Consider the following 16,187-nt stretch of genomic DNA (forward strand, 5'->3'; position numbering starts at 1 on the left):
GGCGGAAGCGTCAGGTCACGCCGGGAGGGGTATCCGACCACAACTTGTGGTGAGACACAGAGTGTCATGGCAACTGCGCTGTGTCAGTCATCGTTAAGCGAACCCACAATAGTCGGCAAGATGAAAGCATCACAAACGAGGGGAGCCTGTTGGTTACGTTCGCCTTGCACCGGGCGTATATCGTGATCTTCCAACAGATAACACGTCACGAAGCCCTCATCCTGCTTCAGATTGGTCGTATGACACATTGCGAAACTGGCCAGCTTATTTCTGTATCGTTTATATATCTTTATCTTGTCTCCATGTTCAGGATTTCGAGTTACGATGAGTCACGACACGCCCCTGATTGGTATCCTCGTCATTGGTCTCGGGCTTGCGTTCATCCTCGGCACAATTGCTCAGCGTATCCGGATATCCCCATTGGTGGGGTATCTCCTTGCGGGTATCGCCGTAGGGCCCTTCACTCCGGGTTTCGTCGCTGATCAGCCCCTCGCTGCCGAGCTTTCCGAAATTGGCATCATTCTGCTCATGTTCGGCGTCGGGCTTCATTTCTCCCTGAAAGACCTGATATCGGTCAAAGCCATAGCCGTCCCAGGCGCGTTACTGCAGATCACCGCTTCGATCGTGATCGGTGCCGGCGTTGCCTGGGCGCTCGGCATGTCGCCTGGCGCTTGTCTGATCTTCGGTATTGCGCTCAGTGTCGCCAGTACGGTTGTCTTGCTGCGAACCCTTCAGGAACAGCGCCTGATCGAGACCGAGCGCGGCAGGCTCTCGGTCGGATGGCTCATTATCCAGGATCTCGTGACCGTTCTGGCCCTGGTGCTTCTGCCGATTTTCGCGCCAATCATGAGCGGCGGGAGCAATTCCAGCATCAGCCTCTCAGGTCTTGCTGTGGCGATTGCTCTGACCCTGGGGAAGGTCGCGGCGTTCATGGCCCTGATGCTGGTGATCGGGCGGCGGGTCATCCCGGCCATACTGCACTACGTGGCCCATACGGGATCGCGTGAACTGTTCCGTCTCGCGCTGCTTGCCCTGGCACTGGGTGTGGCCTTCATCGCCACTGAGTGGTTCGACGTTTCGTTTGCTCTCGGTGCCTTTGTTGCCGGCATGGTCCTGAGCGAGTCAGAACTCAGCCATCGCGCTGCAGCCGAGACCCTCCCCCTTCGAGATGCCTTCGCCGTATTGTTCTTCATCTCGGTCGGGATGCTGTTCAACCCCCTCGTGCTGATACGGCAACCTGTCCCGCTCATCCTGACCTTTCTGGTTATTCTGATCGGCACACCCCTTGCCGTCATCGCCATTCTTCGCCTCTTGCGTCAGCCTTGGAATACCACGCTCTTCATCGCGAGCGGCCTTGCCCAGATCGGCGAATTTTCCTTCATCCTTGCCGCGCTGGGTATGAAGATGAAGGTTCTGGACGGTCAGGCACAGGATCTGATTCTCGGCGCGTCGATCCTGTCGATTCTAAGCAACCCGTTTATCCTCATGGCGACCCAGCGCATCGAGGCGTGGATCACGCGGCACAGCCCTGCACCAGAGACGCCTGCAAAGGATGAGGGAGGTATTCTGCTCCCGCCTCCAGCGCCGACGGCCCTGGTCGGGCATGCTGTCGTCGTCGGGTGCGGACGGGTGGGACGTCTGGTTGTCGATGGTCTTGTCCAGAATGGCTGGCCGGTTCTGGTGGTTGAAACCGGAAAGATACCCGACAGCCTCGCCGCCCTGCCCGATGTCGAGCTCATGCTTGCCAATGCGGCAGAGTCACGCGTCATGAAAGCCATGAACCTTGAACAGGCACGGTTGTTGATGGTTGCCATTCCCGAACCCTTCGAAGCTGGCCAGATCATTGCTCAGGCCAGGTCCCTCAACCCCGGGCTACGGATTGTGGCACGTGCTCATTTCGACAGCGCCGTCGACCATCTGAAAGAGCTCGGCGCTGATCACGTGATCATGGGTGAGCGTGAGATGGCCCTCGCCATGCTGGCCATGACGATGGACGACCTGCCATTCGACGGCCGCCCCCCATTGACCGACCCCGGGAACGAGGAAGGCATCGAACCGCTCCCGGCCTGATCCTTCAGGCGGGAGCGGTTCGGTTTCAGCGCCTGGAATGGATCACACCGCTGCTCGATGCACGGGCGGCAGGTTTGATCGCCCCCCAAGAGTGATCCGCAGGGTATCCCCCCTTGTGACGCTCCCGCGTGGTGACGTCCACGCGGGTGTGTGACGATAACGCAGCCTCGCGCTTCTCTGGCAACGCGAGGCCGTTGCTCTCCCCTAAATTATGTCGAAACGTATCAATTGTGGCTTTTCTGACATAGTGGACAGGATCATGATTCGCTGTCGTTCCATTTCACATCACTGTCATAAATTTTCTTTTAAACGAGGCTCCGCAAGATGTTGCGGTTTTTCAAATGCCGCTTGCAGCGCCACCTTCCGGCGCTTCGAGGCGCAGCTGCGAGCCGTAACGTTACATAGTGATACTGAAGCCGCCCCCCCGGCACGGAAGATCGACATCATGTTTTCACGCACGGCCCTCTTGTTCGGCACAACCGCGCTCGTAGCGCTGACTATATCTGCTGCCAGCGCCAAATCGGCGGACACCCATCTCAACTCGGACACCGCGCAAGGAGAGGCTGCCGCTCAAAGCAGCCGCCCCAGTGGACGATCTGCCACCAGCGATTCCTCCGCCCCTTCCATGCTTGGCGCAACCTCGCCAACCGACGAGCGCATTGAAGTTACCGGACATAATTATGGGGATGGTGTTACCCGTCGCGCCTTTGGCGGCGGTCTGATGACGCCTTCTGACAGCCCGAAATCAGTATCGGCCGTAACGCGCGACTTTATTGCCAAACAAAATCCCGCGTTGAACCCGATGCAGCTTATTGCCCTGCTTCCGGGCGCCAATGTGTCAGACACCGACCCGTTGGGCATGACGGGCGGCAACCTTTCCGTACGAGGCCTGACAGAATCCCAGATGGGCTTCACCCTTGAAGGGTTCCCGATCAACGATATCGGCAATTTTGCCGTCTATCCGCAGGAAATTGTTGATGCGGAAAATCTGAAAACCGTGCGCCTTGCTCAGGGCTCTGCCGACCTCGACAGCCCTCATATCAGTGCCTCGGGCGGTGTGGTCGACATGTACATGATCGACCCGAAGAACAAGATGGGCGGCATGGTCGATGTAACCTATGGCTCGTTCAATGCCACACGCGGCTTCCTGCGTTTTGATACTGGCAAGATCGGCAACACCAATCTGCGCTCCTACTTCTCCTACTCTCAGGGGCGTCAGGATCATTGGCGTGGCCCTGGCTGGGACAATAAGAAGCATGGCGAGATGAAGATCGTGAATGACTGGGGCGACGGAAACCGGGTCTCCCTGGCTGTGGTGGGCAATAACATCCAGAACAATGCCTATCCCAACGTCACCAAGGCGAGCTGGGACAAGTGGGGCACGGGCTTTACCAACCCGGTGGGTGGCAGCGGCCTCGGCCCGTCCGACCCGCCAAACACGGTTTATGAGGCCAATTACTACACCCCGGCGAAGGCTGGCTCATCCAATTACTATAAGACCCGCCCGAACCCCTTCACCAATATCTACGCCTCCATGCCCTCGACCTTCCGTCTGAACGATCATCTTGTTCTGACCGAGACGCCCTATTTCTGGTACGGCTATGGTAATGGTGGCGGCGCCCAATACACGGATATGTCGAAATTTGTTTATGGCAAACAGACATTGGCTAGCTCGGTCAATGGCGTCGGAAAGGGGATGCAGGTTCTCTATAATCCCTCGCTTACCGAAACCTATCGTCCGGGTGCCACCACCAAACTCACCCTGACCACTGGCATCAACCGCCTGATGATTGGCTACTGGTTTGAATATGCCAAGCAGCGTCAGACGGCTCCTTACAGCTTCGTCGACGCCGACGGTACACCGCTCAGCCAGTGGGGTGACGAAAACAACGTAGTGCTGAGCAACGGTGCCAAGGCACAGTATCGCAATACGCTGACGCAGACGCAGGTTCACACGCCGTTCATCGGTGATAGCTTGTCGCTGCTGCGCGGCAAACTCACGATTGATGCGGGCCTGAAATACTCCATCGTCAAGCGCTCGGGGACGAATTACCTGCCGGATGTACGCAGCAAATACGTCACGACAGATTACAACCAGGCGCTCCCGACAGCGGCAATCCGGTACAAGATCGACCGGCACAACCAGGTCTTTGTTTCGGTCTCCACCAATTTCCGCATGCCGCAGAATTACGCGCTTTACGATGCAGGGAGTTTCAATCAAAAGACGGGCCTGTATTCGACCCTGGCCAACCCGGACCAGAAAGCGGAAATCTCGATCTCCGAAGAAGCGGGCTGGCGCTATCAGGATGACATCATTTCGTCCTCGATCACCTACTTCCATTACAACTTCACAAACCGCCTCTATACACAGTCCATCCAGGACCCCGCCTCAGGCGCGTTTTACTCGACCAATATCAATGCGGGCGGCATGCATTCGGATGGCTTCGATGCGGAAATCGGCACGCGACCGATGCATAACATCCGCCCTTACCTGTCGGTTGAATATCTGCATGCCGTGACCGACAGCAATGTGCCTGCCGGTTCGGGAACAGGTGCCGATTACGTACGCAGCGCAGGCAAAAAGGCACCGCAGGCGCCGGCATGGCAGGTCGGGTTCGGGCTCGATTACGACGATGGCACCCGCTTTGCGAATTTCAATCTCAAATATGTCGGACGCCAATACGCGACATTCATGAATGATCAGAGCATCCCGGGTTATGTCCGCATGAATATCGGCCTCGGCTACCGTCTGCCGAAAGTCAGCATCTTCAAAAGTCCGGTCCTGCGTCTCAACCTGCAGAACATCAGCGACAACCGTTACCTGAACTGGATCCAGTCGCCTCAGGCCAACGCCAACCCGACCACGGGTGTCTTTGGCAAGACGATTGCGGGGTCGACGCCGACTTACAAGATCGCTTCGCCTTTCGCCGCACTGGCAACGCTATCCAGCGAATTCTGAAACCATCATGCGGCGTGCTTTTTGGGCACGCCGCCCCGTGTATTATATCACTACGCATGACGTAGCAGGATCGCTTGAGAGGCAGACGGCTTCTCTAAAGTAGATTTTTTCAGATATTTATGCTATCTGAACTCAATACTGCCAGTATCTGGAGACCCAGAATCTGACCAGCACAGCTCATCACTGACGAGCATCGGGCCTAGACCCGAAATATATTCCAATTACTTTCATCGCTTCTCTGTCGCGCTATCCGCAAACGCGCGCGAGATGCCCTTTCCCGCGTGGATGCACCTATAAGGCCGCGGCAACCGGGATGAACCCGCAACAAGCCTGATCATGCCCCAAATCACCAGGTGTCGAGCCGTACGAGGCTCTGCGCCGGCATGATCGATGTTTCGTATAATTCCTCCAGGAGTACATTCATGACGTGGCGTCCTAGCGCCAATATCCTGCGTCCCGTCAGGGAGCCTGCAGGTCAGGGCTGCTATCCAAAATCTCACCCGGAACTCGTCTGGCCACCCTCGGCCCTCAATGGCGGGGGAGACTACAGTATTGATTTCGATGCTCTTCTGGCCCCGGGAGAGTTCATCTCTTCCTTCCGCTTCGATGCCGGAGCCTCGGCGCAACAGGCCTGGACAAGCCTGTTCGGAACGATCGCGACGGCCTGGCTGCAATGGACCGAGCCGGGCCTGCAAACTGTGACGGTATGCGCCCTGACCAGCCTTGGTGCGAGCCTGCAGGTGGAGGCCAAGATATGCATCGGCACCCGCCCCTCTCTTTTCCCGGCGAGTGCGCCTCCGTCCCCCGGCGCACAGCTCCCTGTCGTGACCGATAACACGATGGATGCCTGGCTGAGGGCTCTCCCTACCGAGCCCGATACTGATGCGGGAGGCTGGTTCAACAACGCAGGTATCCCCACACGCATAGGAGACCCGGCATGACCCGCAAGATCAATGAAACCGCGCGCGTCGCTCTTGCCCTAAGCGTCGCATTCTGGGGCGAAGCATGTCTTGCGGCACCTCCATTCATCGCGCCGAATGGCCTGTCCCCCGACACCGCCATTGGCACGGAACGCCTAGCTGATGGCACACCCGCCGTGACGCTCAGAACGATGAACAATACGATTGCCCAGAATCAGAAGGCTCTAGACAATCTGGCTCTACAATCTGTCAGCAAGACCGATCTGGGCGTGGCACTCTCGCCCTATCTCACTGTGTCGCAGGCCGCCTCTCGTTATGCATCGTCTTCCGCCATCGCTGAGGCGGTGAAGACCGAGAGCGACCGGGCAAGCGTCGCTGAACAGGCTTTGGGCAATCGCATTGCGGACATGCAGGCGAAATCTGTCAGCGCCGAGAGCCTGTTCGGCATCCTGTCTGGATATCTGATGACGAAAGACGCTGACTCACGCTACGCGACGGCGACCGCGCTATCCTCAGCTGTCGCGGGTGAACAGGCACGTGCAACCCAGGTTGAAAACAGCCAAGCCGATCAGATCACCGCGCTTCAAGGGTCAAGCGTGAGCAAGGCGAGCCTCTCGAACACCTTGAGCGCTTATCTCACGACCGATTCCGCCTCGCACAGCTACGCAACGCCTACTTCTGTCTCAGCTGCGGTCGCCCCAAAACTCGATAAGGACGAAGCGGCCCGCACCTATCTCCCCGTTATTGGGGGGAGTGTCAGCGGCGCCATCAAGGGCGGCTATTATCTCCCAACATGCTACACACAGGCCGAACTTCGAGCACTCCCTACCCCTTCGGGCATGGCGCTGGCCTGCTACTGGGATGCCAACAATCAGAACAAGGGTAATCTCGCCGTATATGCTCTGGGAGCTTGGCGATGGGTTGGGTTGGGGTCTCCAATCTGATTACGATGGCCGCAAACCGGCTGGTTGAGCCTTTCAGTCACAGCGCGTCCGTTCCGTCGCTTCCCGGCTCTCAAATCGTACGCCTCTCATTCGCGTCAACACAAGCTGAGCCTTGCGGAACGAGCAGCCTGCCTTCAACAATGGATACTCCCTCATGAATGAGGCCTATCAACCCCAACCATGGTGGGCCGCCGTCGTTGGGGGGATTCTTTTTACAATAAGATGGCTTATCGGGTTTGGGGCCTCCAATGCTCGCAGCACCATCGCTTCTCAACGCGAAGATCTTGCTCGCCTGAACGCCCGCGTGGACAAGCTCGAACAACGCGAAGAAGAAAACCTCCACCTGATTGAAGAACTGCGTCAGCAGAACGCTCTGCTGCGCGACCTGCTCTGGCGCTCGGGTATCGCTGTGCCGCAGGCCTGAAACTGATGGATCGTCGCAGCCATTGTTGGCGAGGCCTGTGACCTGATCTGGTACGCCAACCGGGCGGGGAAGTACGCGGCGTCTCTCACCACATCCGAGACCGCAAAAACCTCTGCCGTTGCGACAACGCTCAGTGCGCAATCAATGGCGCAGGCTCAGGCCGACAAGCCAGCGACGGAATATGCCGTGTTGCAGGGGCTTGTAGATGGCACGGCATGAGGTGGATCGCTCTTGGGCCCTGCTCGGGCTCTCCGCCTGCTCGTCTGTGCAGTACGTGCCCCGCCCTGCCCTTTTCACCTACAGCAAGACTGATCAGGCTGCGCTTGTTGCTGAGATTGAGGGCGACCCGAAGCCGAAAACGATGCGCTGGATCGGCGACTATATCGGGCTGCGGGACCAGGTGCGGGTTTGTCAGCGCTGACTGCGGGTATGCGCACTTCCGGCCCGCATGTTATATATGTAGTCGAGGACAGAAGGCATAGCAGCTACGCCCCCAATATTCATTTTGATAGTTTTGTCATAGTCATCATTATAAAGGAAGAAAGCGACCGAATCAATGCGATAGTTTTCGCTATGTTTCAAGAACTGAGAAGCGCGTTGTACCTCTTCCATGACTCTCTTTTCGATCAGCTTTTCGGGTTGCCCCTGCTCTCGGTTCTGGTGTGAGTCGAATTCCATTACCCCGTTGTTACTGGACTCCGATATCAGCATAGTGCGAGCTGAGGGAGCAACCGAAGATATTTGCGCGTTTAGCATAGTCATAAGCGTTCCAACGCGGCACCGATAGAGATCATCGAGCAGTCTCTGATCGTTATCGAGGTCTTTTTTCGTTACGTTTATAGGGCCGTCACGGAAGAAAGATAATTTCCTCCTTAAGTCGGACATCTTCATACCGGAGAATACTCGACAATTGTCGATGATGTTCTTCTGCACGAAAAAATCTAAGATATCCTCATATGATGAATCTAACAGGAAAGTGGATAGATAACTGTCAAACGTATATATATCGAAACCTTTAGGTATACCTCCCTCAATATAACTGTTTCCGGACTGATCGTATGTGGTTAAACGCACTCTCTCCAAATTTCTTCTATTCTCATCATTAAGAGATTTTGCATATGCATCAATATTCTTTGTGTATTCAGAAAATGATTTACTCATAATATGAGCAAATTGTCGATCGAACATACCGTTAGAAAAATTTATTCCTACTTTAATATTTGTCAAATCTGCATCCGATAGGATCTTTTTGATTAGTAATGCGTTTTTTTCAAGGTCTTCTTTTTTTATGCCATTTAAATAAGGCTCATCCGCCAGAAATATAGCATATATGCAATCTTTATACTTCTTCATAACGTCTTTTATAGACGATAGTTTTTCGTTTATCTCGGGAGAAAACGAACGAAGTTTAGTTGGCGTTGCTGGCGAAAATCCCTTCTGCACACTCTTGCCACTTTGGGGATCACTATAATGAGTGGATATTTCGTTTCTCGGCTTTTGCACAGCGATGAATGGACCGAGATCTAGGTAAACCTTAAGATTTTCCTGACGGATACGAGCAAGCTTAGCATCGAGATCGGCTGGACTATAGACGTTTACGATGACGAAATCAATCTTGTTTGCGTAACCTGAGTCGACTCCAGATGGCGAGAAAAAACCGATTTTTGGCGTGTTTGTAGCTGCGCGAAGCGGTGCCGCATTGCTTAGAGCTATAAGTATGCCTGAGGCGGCTAGAACCTTGATGCGTGAACAAATCATGCGTGAATCCAAATAAAAAGGCGCTGCGTTCTAGTGTCGCAGTGGTTGCGCTAGGTTATCTCGGTCGCGATCGTCCGAACTCTCTTTGCTAGGATAATAGCAGAGGAATATGTCTGCAACGTATTGTGATTCTATGCTCGCGAGGGCCAGCACCTCGACAAGTCCATCGGTCGCATCACGGCCCATTATCGCCGGGTCGACCGAGCGCTTAAGCAGGGGCCGGGCTTAATACCAACTGTCGCTGACGGACGTATAGCGACAGTTGGGGCCTTCCCACCGATTAACCGTCTAACACGCTTGCTCTGGGCTGGCGAGCCGCATGATCCCGCTTAGGGAGGGCCCTCTCCCGCGTGTCCATCCACGCCGCCGCAGCCCTCGCAGAATCGCACGATCTGGCGGGTCAGTACAAGGGGAAACGACTCGCGCCCTATGAGAACAAGACACGAACAAACTGCACGGATTTTGCACGGATTGGGCCGGGCGACTCTAGACCGCAGTAGACCGAGATAGATCGAGAAGATGCGTGGGTTAGACCCTGCAATCTTCAAAAAACGGCAGTTTTCTGCGGGTGAGGATGGTGGGTGCGACAGGGATTGAACCTGTGACCCCTGCCGTGTGAAGGCAAAGTGACAGCGCGATAAGCGTCTGTTTTATATGTGTTATTTTCCACCATCCAACATAGTGGCCCCGATCTGGCACGAATAGACGATATCTGGCCAGTCAGTCGTGCCAAGCCAGCGAATCACCGCCTCCCTGTGATGGTCCGGCATCTTCTTGGCATAGCGCGTGACCATTGTGATCGTCTGCCACCCGCCATCCTCTTTCAGCTTCAACAGATCTTTGTGCACGCAATAATGCCACGTTGCCCATGTGTGACGCAGGCAATGCGGGGTGAGGCTCGGCACAAAAACCCGCCGCTCCTTTGTCTCCCCCTTGGGTGTCCAGACTCGTTCGCGGCCCGGCAAGCCCGCACGCTTGCAGGCATATGCCCAGGCGTTCTTTATCTGGCCCCCGCCGTTCCGCCCGGTGTCATAATAGGCGTCTCCCATCACAAGCCCCTGAGCCCCTCGCGATGATCGCACAGGGCGGAATACGCGCCCCGATCTGTGTGGAAGGCCCGCAAGCGCCAGCACGACAACGGGTGGCAAGTCTATGTGCCGCTCAGTGCCCTGCTTCTGCCAGACGACCGCGCGTGCGGCTGGCAAATCAACATCAGACCATTCAAGATCCAGAGCCTCGGACATGCGGGCACCAGTGCCGATCAGAAAGACCAGTAACGGCCGGACATGCGGCGCTGCCTCATTCACCAGATCGACCGCTTCATCTGGCCGGATGAAAAGCATTTTCGTCTGCGGAACCCGTGGCATCTGAAACGCAGGCTTGTCGCACCAGCCACGCACGGCTGCGAATTCTAGAATAGCCCGCAGCGGCGTCAGAACGCCACGGGTCTTGGTGGCTGGGGAAGCATTCGCCCCGTCACGCAGGATGGTCTTGCACGCCTCGTCAGCATCACCTTGCCCAATCGAGGTCAGCTTCCGTTTGCCGAAGTGCCTCAGGAGCCTCTCAACATGGTTCAGCGTCGTCTCGCTGCGCTGCTCGGCCTCAAGATAGGCCGTGACAGCCGCTGCGAAGGTTACGACCGCACGCTTGCCATAGACGCTCTCGGCCCAGAGTTCCGCCTCCCGCTTTGCCCGGTAAGCCTCTGCCTGCTTCGGGTCAGTCGTTCCAGTGCTTTCGTATAGGCTTTGTCCTCGGACGGTTCCGCGTATGTAGAGGTCTTGCCTTCCTTTTCGCGCGACGATCTTGAGGGACATTCCAGGCTTTCGATCAGGGTCTTGATATCTTCGGGGCTGAACTTGATCCGTGGCCCGACGCGACGGTGTGTTGGCTTCCCATCATGCTCGGGCACATCACGCAGATGGTGCAGCAGCTTTGTTCGTCCGACGATCCCACGAAGGTCGGTTGCCAAAACATCGAGCATGGGGCGCAGCCGAGGCATTCCCTCACCCATCCGCCCTCTCCTTCCGATGCTCCACAAAGTCGGCATAGATCGCGGCCATGACCTCGGGCGGCGCCTTGAGCGCGGCCATGACGCTCAGGACCGTGTTGATCGTGCTGTTCTGGCCCTTGATCAGGAAGCCCAGCGTGCTCGTGGAAATCCCGGCCTCCACGGCCACACTCTCTTGCGACCGGCCTTGCGCGACGATCATCCGCCGCACCCGCTCGCCCAGGAGACGGTTGAAGGGGGTGGGGTCAGTCATGCGCGTCTTGCTCCAGCTTTTCCGAATAGTAAGTTACGGAAGTGAAGCTCTCCGCGAAAAACAGGCGACCACATTCTCCGCAATCTACCTCTGAGCCGTCTTCTATCTTGAATTCCCAGCTATCTTCGTGTTCGTGCCCACAGTATGGGCAGACTAGCAAACGCGTTCCGCTCGTATCGATATCACCCATGCTCGCCTCCCTCGCGGATGGCTGCGCGCACCGTTACGAGCGCACGCTCGCAATCCTCTGTGACCTCGCTGTGGATGATATCGGCGCGTTCACCGTCACTCATCCTCAGACAGACAAACTTACCGTTGCGCGCATTGTATCCGCCTCGCTCTCCGTCTGTTACTTGCTCAAGGGCGCGTGCAGCTTCTTTCAAGACCCCCTCCAACTCCTTCACCCGAGCCTCAAGCGCGGCGACGTTGGCGGGGCGGGTGAGCTTTGCCGCGATCATTTCGCGCTTTTGTTCATCAGGCGCCGTCAACCTCTTTTTTGCTTTCTCAATGGCGGCAAAGGCTTTGCCAAAGTGCTCTTGTTCCAGAAAACGCATTTCTTGGAGATGCTCTGCTTCAGTCGCTGGCAGGGCCGTTTCCCGGTAAGCATCCTCCAACAGATCCGACGCTGCCTTCAAAAGTTCATCCATAGCCTCGACAAACTCTTTTGTATCGTTGGCGCTGGCCTCCGTGTCCTTCCGGCGCTGCTCTGCTTTATTCAGCGGGAACCTTTTGTCGCGCTCCTGCCACCAATTCAGTTCTTCAGACGCCTCTTCACGGTTAATCCCGTGCCTTCGCATAAGGGCGTTGAGCGTGCTTTCCTCATCCGCATCAGCGAACCGGGCGTTTTCGGCTTCATCCTCGATTTCTGATTTCCGGCGCTGCTCTGCTGCGCCTCGGGCCTCGGCTTCTGATAGTTCTCTATCGGCCCAGGCATTCGCTAGGGAATGGCTCATTCCCTCGTCTTGCCATGCCTGGGCAATGTGCTGCCTATGCGCCTCCCGCGTCCGAAACCTCGCGTTCTCCGGCTTCTGTTCGTGGGTCATGTCCAAGCTTCCTTGATATCTTCGGCGAATGGCCCGATCCCAAACAACAAATGCACTTCGTGAGAGCTGAGATACATGCCGCGCTCTTTACGGTTGGCTTCCTGGCCTCGTGCGATAACTGCCCGGCACTCTTTCTCGAATGTCTCCGGCTCCCGTTTGTGGGTCATCCCAGTCTCTCCCCTGCGCTCCGGTCCTTCACGGCCTCCTGCGCTTGTCCCTGCGCCGCTATCCGGGCGCGAATTGCATCCTGTGCCGCCTGCTCTCTCGTCAGGCGGTCCGCTATTTCCTCGTCGCCGGGGTGGGTCATGCGGGGGCGTGCTCCAGTTCGTCGGCCTCTTGCACCGCATGCGCTTCGGCCAGCTCATCAAGCCGCGCCTCGATCATGCCAGCCACTGCGTTCTGTACGTCCTCGGCTATCGGATTTCCGGCTTCATCGGACTTCGCAACGATCTCGATCCACTTGCCACGCACAGCTACAGCTTGCTCAGGCCTCGTTGCGCGCTCCAGCCATCCCGAAATTCGTGCCGCGTGATCAATGGTCGGAGGAGTGCGCTTCGGTTCGGGCGTGAGGTCAACCGGCTCGCGGCGATCGTCCTGTGCGTCTGCCATTTCTTCCGGCGCGTAAACGCCAAGCATGACTTCCGGCGTATGACGGCGCGCCCAGACGCGGGCTGCGTGGTAAGTCAGCATCTGGTCCGGCGTCTTCTTCCACCACTGATTTTCAGTGCGGGCCTCTGACAGTTTGACCTCGACCGACCGGGCTTTCTTCTCGCCACGAATAAGGCCGGCGCAGATCACCGCTCTGTTATCGCCCTCTCCGGTAAACTCGTAATTCAGCCGCCCTTCCAGCACGCCACTCGTCTGGATCGCCGCGGCGACGAGCTTGCCCTCAAAGCACATCTTGCCTTTGACGACTGCGGTAGCCTGGGCCACGGCAAAGGGTGACATCTGCCAGCGCATGGCCTGTTCGATCACCATCAGGCAATCGCCGGGGCTGCTCTGTAAGTGCTGCGGCACCATGCGAGCGGAGGCCATGGCCTGGGCCAGTTTCATTGCTCCCTGCATGCCCTCGATTACGAAAGATCCTGGGGCGCCGACTGTCGCTACTTCGTTCATTTTCTTGTCCTGATCTGAATGGTTCCAACGGGGGCAGCACCGAGCGTTGCGCCCGGTATCGTCTCGCCGCGTCGGAGGCGTTTCGTGAGCGTGGCTCGATCCAGCTTGTCCGGCTGGGGCGAGAACAGCGCCGGCATGGCGGCTCTCAAGGCGGCTTCATCGGTCACTGTGGCAGCAGGATCGGGGCGCGTTCTCGTCACCAGATACGGGCCGGCCTCGAATGAAACTGTGCCGCTCTCGTCGCATGACTGACGGACGCCTTCCCGCAGTTCATCCCGCATGGCGGCGCAATCCTTGGCGAGTGCATCCAGCGCCTCGATGCACAGAACCGCACCTGTGTCCGGATCATTTGCCGAACGCATCTGCTTGAGCGCGTCGATCATCCGATCAAACGAGGGCTTCACGTGCTCCGCATATGCCGCGTTGGCGATGTCGAGGGTGTTCACGCCCCCTCTCCCTTCGCCTTGGCGAGCACGGCGCGGGCTTTGGCGAAAGAGTCAGGCGCGAACCCTCGCTCCTCCAGGTCATCGGCGTTCAGATCCTGGCGGCCGGCGCACGATGTCGCTGAAACGAGCAGTTCCCTTGCGTCTGCGTATAATTCCTCCAAAGCCTCGGCCAGTTCCGGCGAGGTGGCTATCAGGTGGGCGTCGTCGGAAACTTGTTCACCTTCTCCATGCAGTATCCCTAACTGCGCTCCGGATGCATCGAGGATGGCAATTCCGCCCTCTTCTTCGTCTCTATCAAGACTCCAAGGCCCAGGCGTCCATTTCCCGCTCATGAGCGTGTCTCCCACAATTCAGAAATCATCCGTCGATCTGCCTCAGTCCGCTGAGCCTCCCACTGCTGGATCAGGCTCTTGCGGAGCGGGGTCGCATCGAGCCCCCAGGCCTCGTTGCGTAGGTGCTTGAGGACTGCGTTTGCCTTCGCGAGGTCATGCTGCGCGGGCGTCATTGTGCGGCCTCCTGCACGGCTTCGCGCAACTCAACGTTGCTCCGCATTTTCCAGAATACGCGGTCGGCTTCTTCCTTCATGCCGTCGCGACGCAAACGGCGTTCATGGTGCCCAAGCATCTCGTTCGTTGCCTGCAATTCCTGGCATACGTCCGCGAGCAAGGACGCATCGACTTGACGCTGTTCCATCACCCTGCCCTCTGCTCAAGCACAGCACGGTTCGGCAACGCCTCGCCCAGTCGGCAGAACAGGCAATCAAGCTCGTCCGTATCGAACGCGCCCCGGTCATTCACGCGGGACAGCTTGGCGTTCACCTGCTGCTCTGTGCGCGTAATCAGTTCGCGGATTTCCTCGGCGATCTCTGCGTCCTGGCTGACCGCCGCCTGAAAGTTGCTCATCGCACTGGCGCGATAATACGGGCTGCGGGTATCGCTGCTCCGGAACTGCATTCCGTCTGGATATGCCATCTTCTCTCTCCATCACTGGAAACACTGGCCGGAAACCCGGCTTGTTCGGCCCCGGCGTACCGGGGTCGCGTCAAGCGGGGTCAGAGATAGCGGTTCAGGTTCTCGATGATCTCGGCGACGGTGAACGAAGCGATCCTTTCGTCTTCGCTCACGAGGTCTTTCAGATAGGAGCAAGTGTGCTTTGCGCGATCGACCGATACGCTCTCGCGTTCTTCGCGTGACGCATCGAAGAATGCGTCATGGAAGGCTTTGGCCTTATAGATAGACATCACTTCGCCCCCTGCGCTTCGGCGATCAGGGCAAGGATTTGCTCGGGGGTTTCTTTGACCTCGATGATCCTCACGTCTCCCTCAGAAATGGGGCGAAGCGTCATAGTCGAGTTTTTGGAACCTCTCCCCGAAAATGAGACAATGTCTGATGCTCTGACGCAGGAACGAAAATTCACGTCCCTAACCACCTTGGTCAACATTACGAAGTCTGCCATTTGGCTATTCCTTGATTTGTTGAGGGTCAGTGCTGAGCCAGTCGTGCGTCGAGGCGCGTAACACCGCGTGGCGTGACGTAGACGGTCTGTGTCGCCACCTCCTCGCCTGCCGTGTTCGTGAAGGTCGCGTATTTCATCTCGACGTAACCGGCATCGACTGCGGAGGCGTATGCCTTCCACTTCCCGCGAGCGTCTTTGAAGATCCAGCCGACCTGACGCATCAGTTCGATGCCTTTCTGCGAGCCGATCTTCAGTTCCTTGCCGACTTCGCGCAGGTTCGTGCGGCCCTTGGCGTTTACAAGGCGCTCATGTGATTCAAGAGTGGGTTGCGCTGCTGCGAGTTGAGCTTTTTGGCGCTCGATTGTCGCCTGCATGACGATTAGGGCGCGGGCTGCCAGTTCTTCCGGCGTCTCGTCCGGCGCTGCGACCATGTATCCGCCGCACTTGCGGATGGACGGCAGAACTTCCTCGAAAACCCACTGCTCGAACTGCTGCGCCTCGGGCAGCTTGCTGCGAACGATCAGGCGGAGAACGTCAGGCTCGGAGAGAACGCGGACTTCCTGCATCCCGCCTTCGGTGGAAAGGGGGTAGCGTTTCGCGACCCCCTTGCAATGCTTGGAAATCGCATCTGCTGCGTTCGAGTATCCCAAACGCTCGGCCACGTCCTTGCCGACGAAGTGCGGCGCGTCGTCCAGCATGACGACCCGGATCTCAGCATTTGCAAAAACGAAGATTGTTGGCTCGGTTGCCATCTGGCTTCCCCATCGGTGTTGATGGGGTCAATGTGCGTT

20 protein-coding genes are annotated in these 16,187 nt (G+C 57.2%); 6 read left to right on the forward strand and 14 right to left on the reverse strand.

The genetic code is table 11. The features are described from left to right. Positions 1-324: 324 nt before the first annotated feature. The 6 genes from ybaL (at position 325) to Asbog_RS07425 (ending at position 7,738) form a co-directional block, all read left to right on the forward strand. On the forward strand, positions 325-2,070 hold the full coding sequence (gene ybaL / locus Asbog_RS07400) for a YbaL family putative K(+) efflux transporter (RefSeq protein WP_062164637.1): 1,746 nt from the start codon (positions 325-327) through the stop codon (positions 2,068-2,070). 445 nt (positions 2,071-2,515) lie between these two features. Then, a complete protein-coding gene (locus Asbog_RS07405) occupies positions 2,516-5,029 on the forward strand; it encodes a TonB-dependent receptor (protein WP_062164638.1) in 2,514 nt (837 codons plus the stop codon). 422 nt (positions 5,030-5,451) lie between these two features. Beyond that, the gene (locus tag Asbog_RS07410) at positions 5,452-5,970 is read left to right on the forward strand and encodes a hypothetical protein (RefSeq protein WP_062164639.1); all 519 of its coding nucleotides are present in this window, start codon (positions 5,452-5,454) and stop codon (positions 5,968-5,970) included. Continuing rightward, positions 5,967-6,893, forward strand: coding sequence for a hypothetical protein (locus tag Asbog_RS07415; RefSeq protein ID WP_062164640.1), 927 nt, complete (start codon positions 5,967-5,969; stop codon positions 6,891-6,893). Before Asbog_RS07410 ends, Asbog_RS07415 begins: the two co-directional genes overlap by 4 nt. A 154-nt stretch (positions 6,894-7,047) precedes the next feature. Continuing rightward, entirely contained in the window at positions 7,048-7,317 is a 270-nt protein-coding gene (locus Asbog_RS07420) for a hypothetical protein (protein ID WP_062164641.1), read from the forward strand. A gap of 205 nt (positions 7,318-7,522) precedes the next feature. Continuing rightward, on the forward strand, positions 7,523-7,738 hold the full coding sequence (locus Asbog_RS07425) for a hypothetical protein (protein ID WP_062164642.1): 216 nt from the start codon (positions 7,523-7,525) through the stop codon (positions 7,736-7,738). On the opposite strand, the gene Asbog_RS07430 is transcribed toward Asbog_RS07425, so the two are convergent. The 14 genes from Asbog_RS07430 to Asbog_RS07485 all read right to left on the reverse strand — a co-directional run bounded on the left by Asbog_RS07430 (position 7,729) and on the right by Asbog_RS07485 (position 16,148). Next, on the reverse strand, positions 7,729-9,075 hold the full coding sequence (locus tag Asbog_RS07430) for a hypothetical protein (RefSeq protein ID WP_146926643.1): 1,347 nt from the start codon (positions 9,073-9,075) through the stop codon (positions 7,729-7,731). The genes Asbog_RS07425 and Asbog_RS07430 overlap by 10 nt on opposite strands. Before the next feature lie 659 nt (positions 9,076-9,734). After that, entirely contained in the window at positions 9,735-10,889 is a 1,155-nt protein-coding gene (locus tag Asbog_RS14695; protein ID WP_062164644.1) for a tyrosine-type recombinase/integrase, read from the reverse strand. A gap of 189 nt (positions 10,890-11,078) precedes the next feature. Then, a complete protein-coding gene (locus Asbog_RS07440; RefSeq protein WP_062164645.1) occupies positions 11,079-11,336 on the reverse strand; it encodes a helix-turn-helix domain-containing protein in 258 nt (85 codons plus the stop codon). 182 nt (positions 11,337-11,518) lie between these two features. Further along, on the reverse strand, positions 11,519-12,379 hold the full coding sequence (locus Asbog_RS07445) for a hypothetical protein (protein ID WP_062164646.1): 861 nt from the start codon (positions 12,377-12,379) through the stop codon (positions 11,519-11,521). Beyond that, on the reverse strand, positions 12,376-12,546 hold the full coding sequence (locus Asbog_RS14515) for a hypothetical protein (RefSeq protein ID WP_171840676.1): 171 nt from the start codon (positions 12,544-12,546) through the stop codon (positions 12,376-12,378). The genes Asbog_RS07445 and Asbog_RS14515 overlap by 4 nt, the downstream gene beginning before the upstream one ends. Next, a complete protein-coding gene (locus Asbog_RS14520) occupies positions 12,543-12,686 on the reverse strand; it encodes a hypothetical protein (protein ID WP_171840677.1) in 144 nt (47 codons plus the stop codon). The genes Asbog_RS14515 and Asbog_RS14520 overlap by 4 nt, the downstream gene beginning before the upstream one ends. Further along, positions 12,683-13,495, reverse strand: coding sequence for a recombinase RecT (locus Asbog_RS07450; RefSeq protein ID WP_062164647.1), 813 nt, complete (start codon positions 13,493-13,495; stop codon positions 12,683-12,685). The genes Asbog_RS14520 and Asbog_RS07450 overlap by 4 nt, the downstream gene beginning before the upstream one ends. Continuing rightward, positions 13,492-13,941: a hypothetical protein gene (locus Asbog_RS07455; protein ID WP_062164648.1), complete on the reverse strand. Its 450-nt coding sequence runs from the start codon at positions 13,939-13,941 to the stop codon at positions 13,492-13,494. Before Asbog_RS07455 ends, Asbog_RS07450 begins: the two co-directional genes overlap by 4 nt. Next, the gene (locus Asbog_RS07460) at positions 13,938-14,273 is read right to left on the reverse strand and encodes a hypothetical protein (protein ID WP_062164649.1); all 336 of its coding nucleotides are present in this window, start codon (positions 14,271-14,273) and stop codon (positions 13,938-13,940) included. The genes Asbog_RS07455 and Asbog_RS07460 overlap by 4 nt, the downstream gene beginning before the upstream one ends. Then, entirely contained in the window at positions 14,270-14,446 is a 177-nt protein-coding gene (locus Asbog_RS14525; RefSeq protein ID WP_171840678.1) for a hypothetical protein, read from the reverse strand. Before Asbog_RS14525 ends, Asbog_RS07460 begins: the two co-directional genes overlap by 4 nt. Then, positions 14,443-14,634, reverse strand: a complete 192-nt coding sequence (locus tag Asbog_RS07465; protein ID WP_062164650.1) for a hypothetical protein — start codon at positions 14,632-14,634, stop codon at positions 14,443-14,445. The genes Asbog_RS14525 and Asbog_RS07465 overlap by 4 nt, the downstream gene beginning before the upstream one ends. Continuing rightward, positions 14,634-14,912: a hypothetical protein gene (locus Asbog_RS07470; RefSeq protein ID WP_146926638.1), complete on the reverse strand. Its 279-nt coding sequence runs from the start codon at positions 14,910-14,912 to the stop codon at positions 14,634-14,636. Before Asbog_RS07470 ends, Asbog_RS07465 begins: the two co-directional genes overlap by 1 nt. Before the next feature lie 80 nt (positions 14,913-14,992). Further along, positions 14,993-15,181 carry a hypothetical protein gene (locus Asbog_RS07475; protein ID WP_062164652.1) on the reverse strand — a complete coding sequence of 63 codons (189 nt, stop codon included), beginning with the start codon at positions 15,179-15,181 and terminating at the stop codon, positions 14,993-14,995. A gap of 241 nt (positions 15,182-15,422) precedes the next feature. After that, a complete protein-coding gene (locus tag Asbog_RS07485) occupies positions 15,423-16,148 on the reverse strand; it encodes a phage antirepressor KilAC domain-containing protein (protein ID WP_062164654.1) in 726 nt (241 codons plus the stop codon). Positions 16,149-16,187: the final 39 nt, after the last annotated feature.

Origin of the sequence: Asaia bogorensis NBRC 16594, assembly GCF_001547995.1 — a bacterium.
GTDB classification, from domain to species: Bacteria; Pseudomonadota; Alphaproteobacteria; order Acetobacterales; family Acetobacteraceae; genus Asaia; species Asaia bogorensis.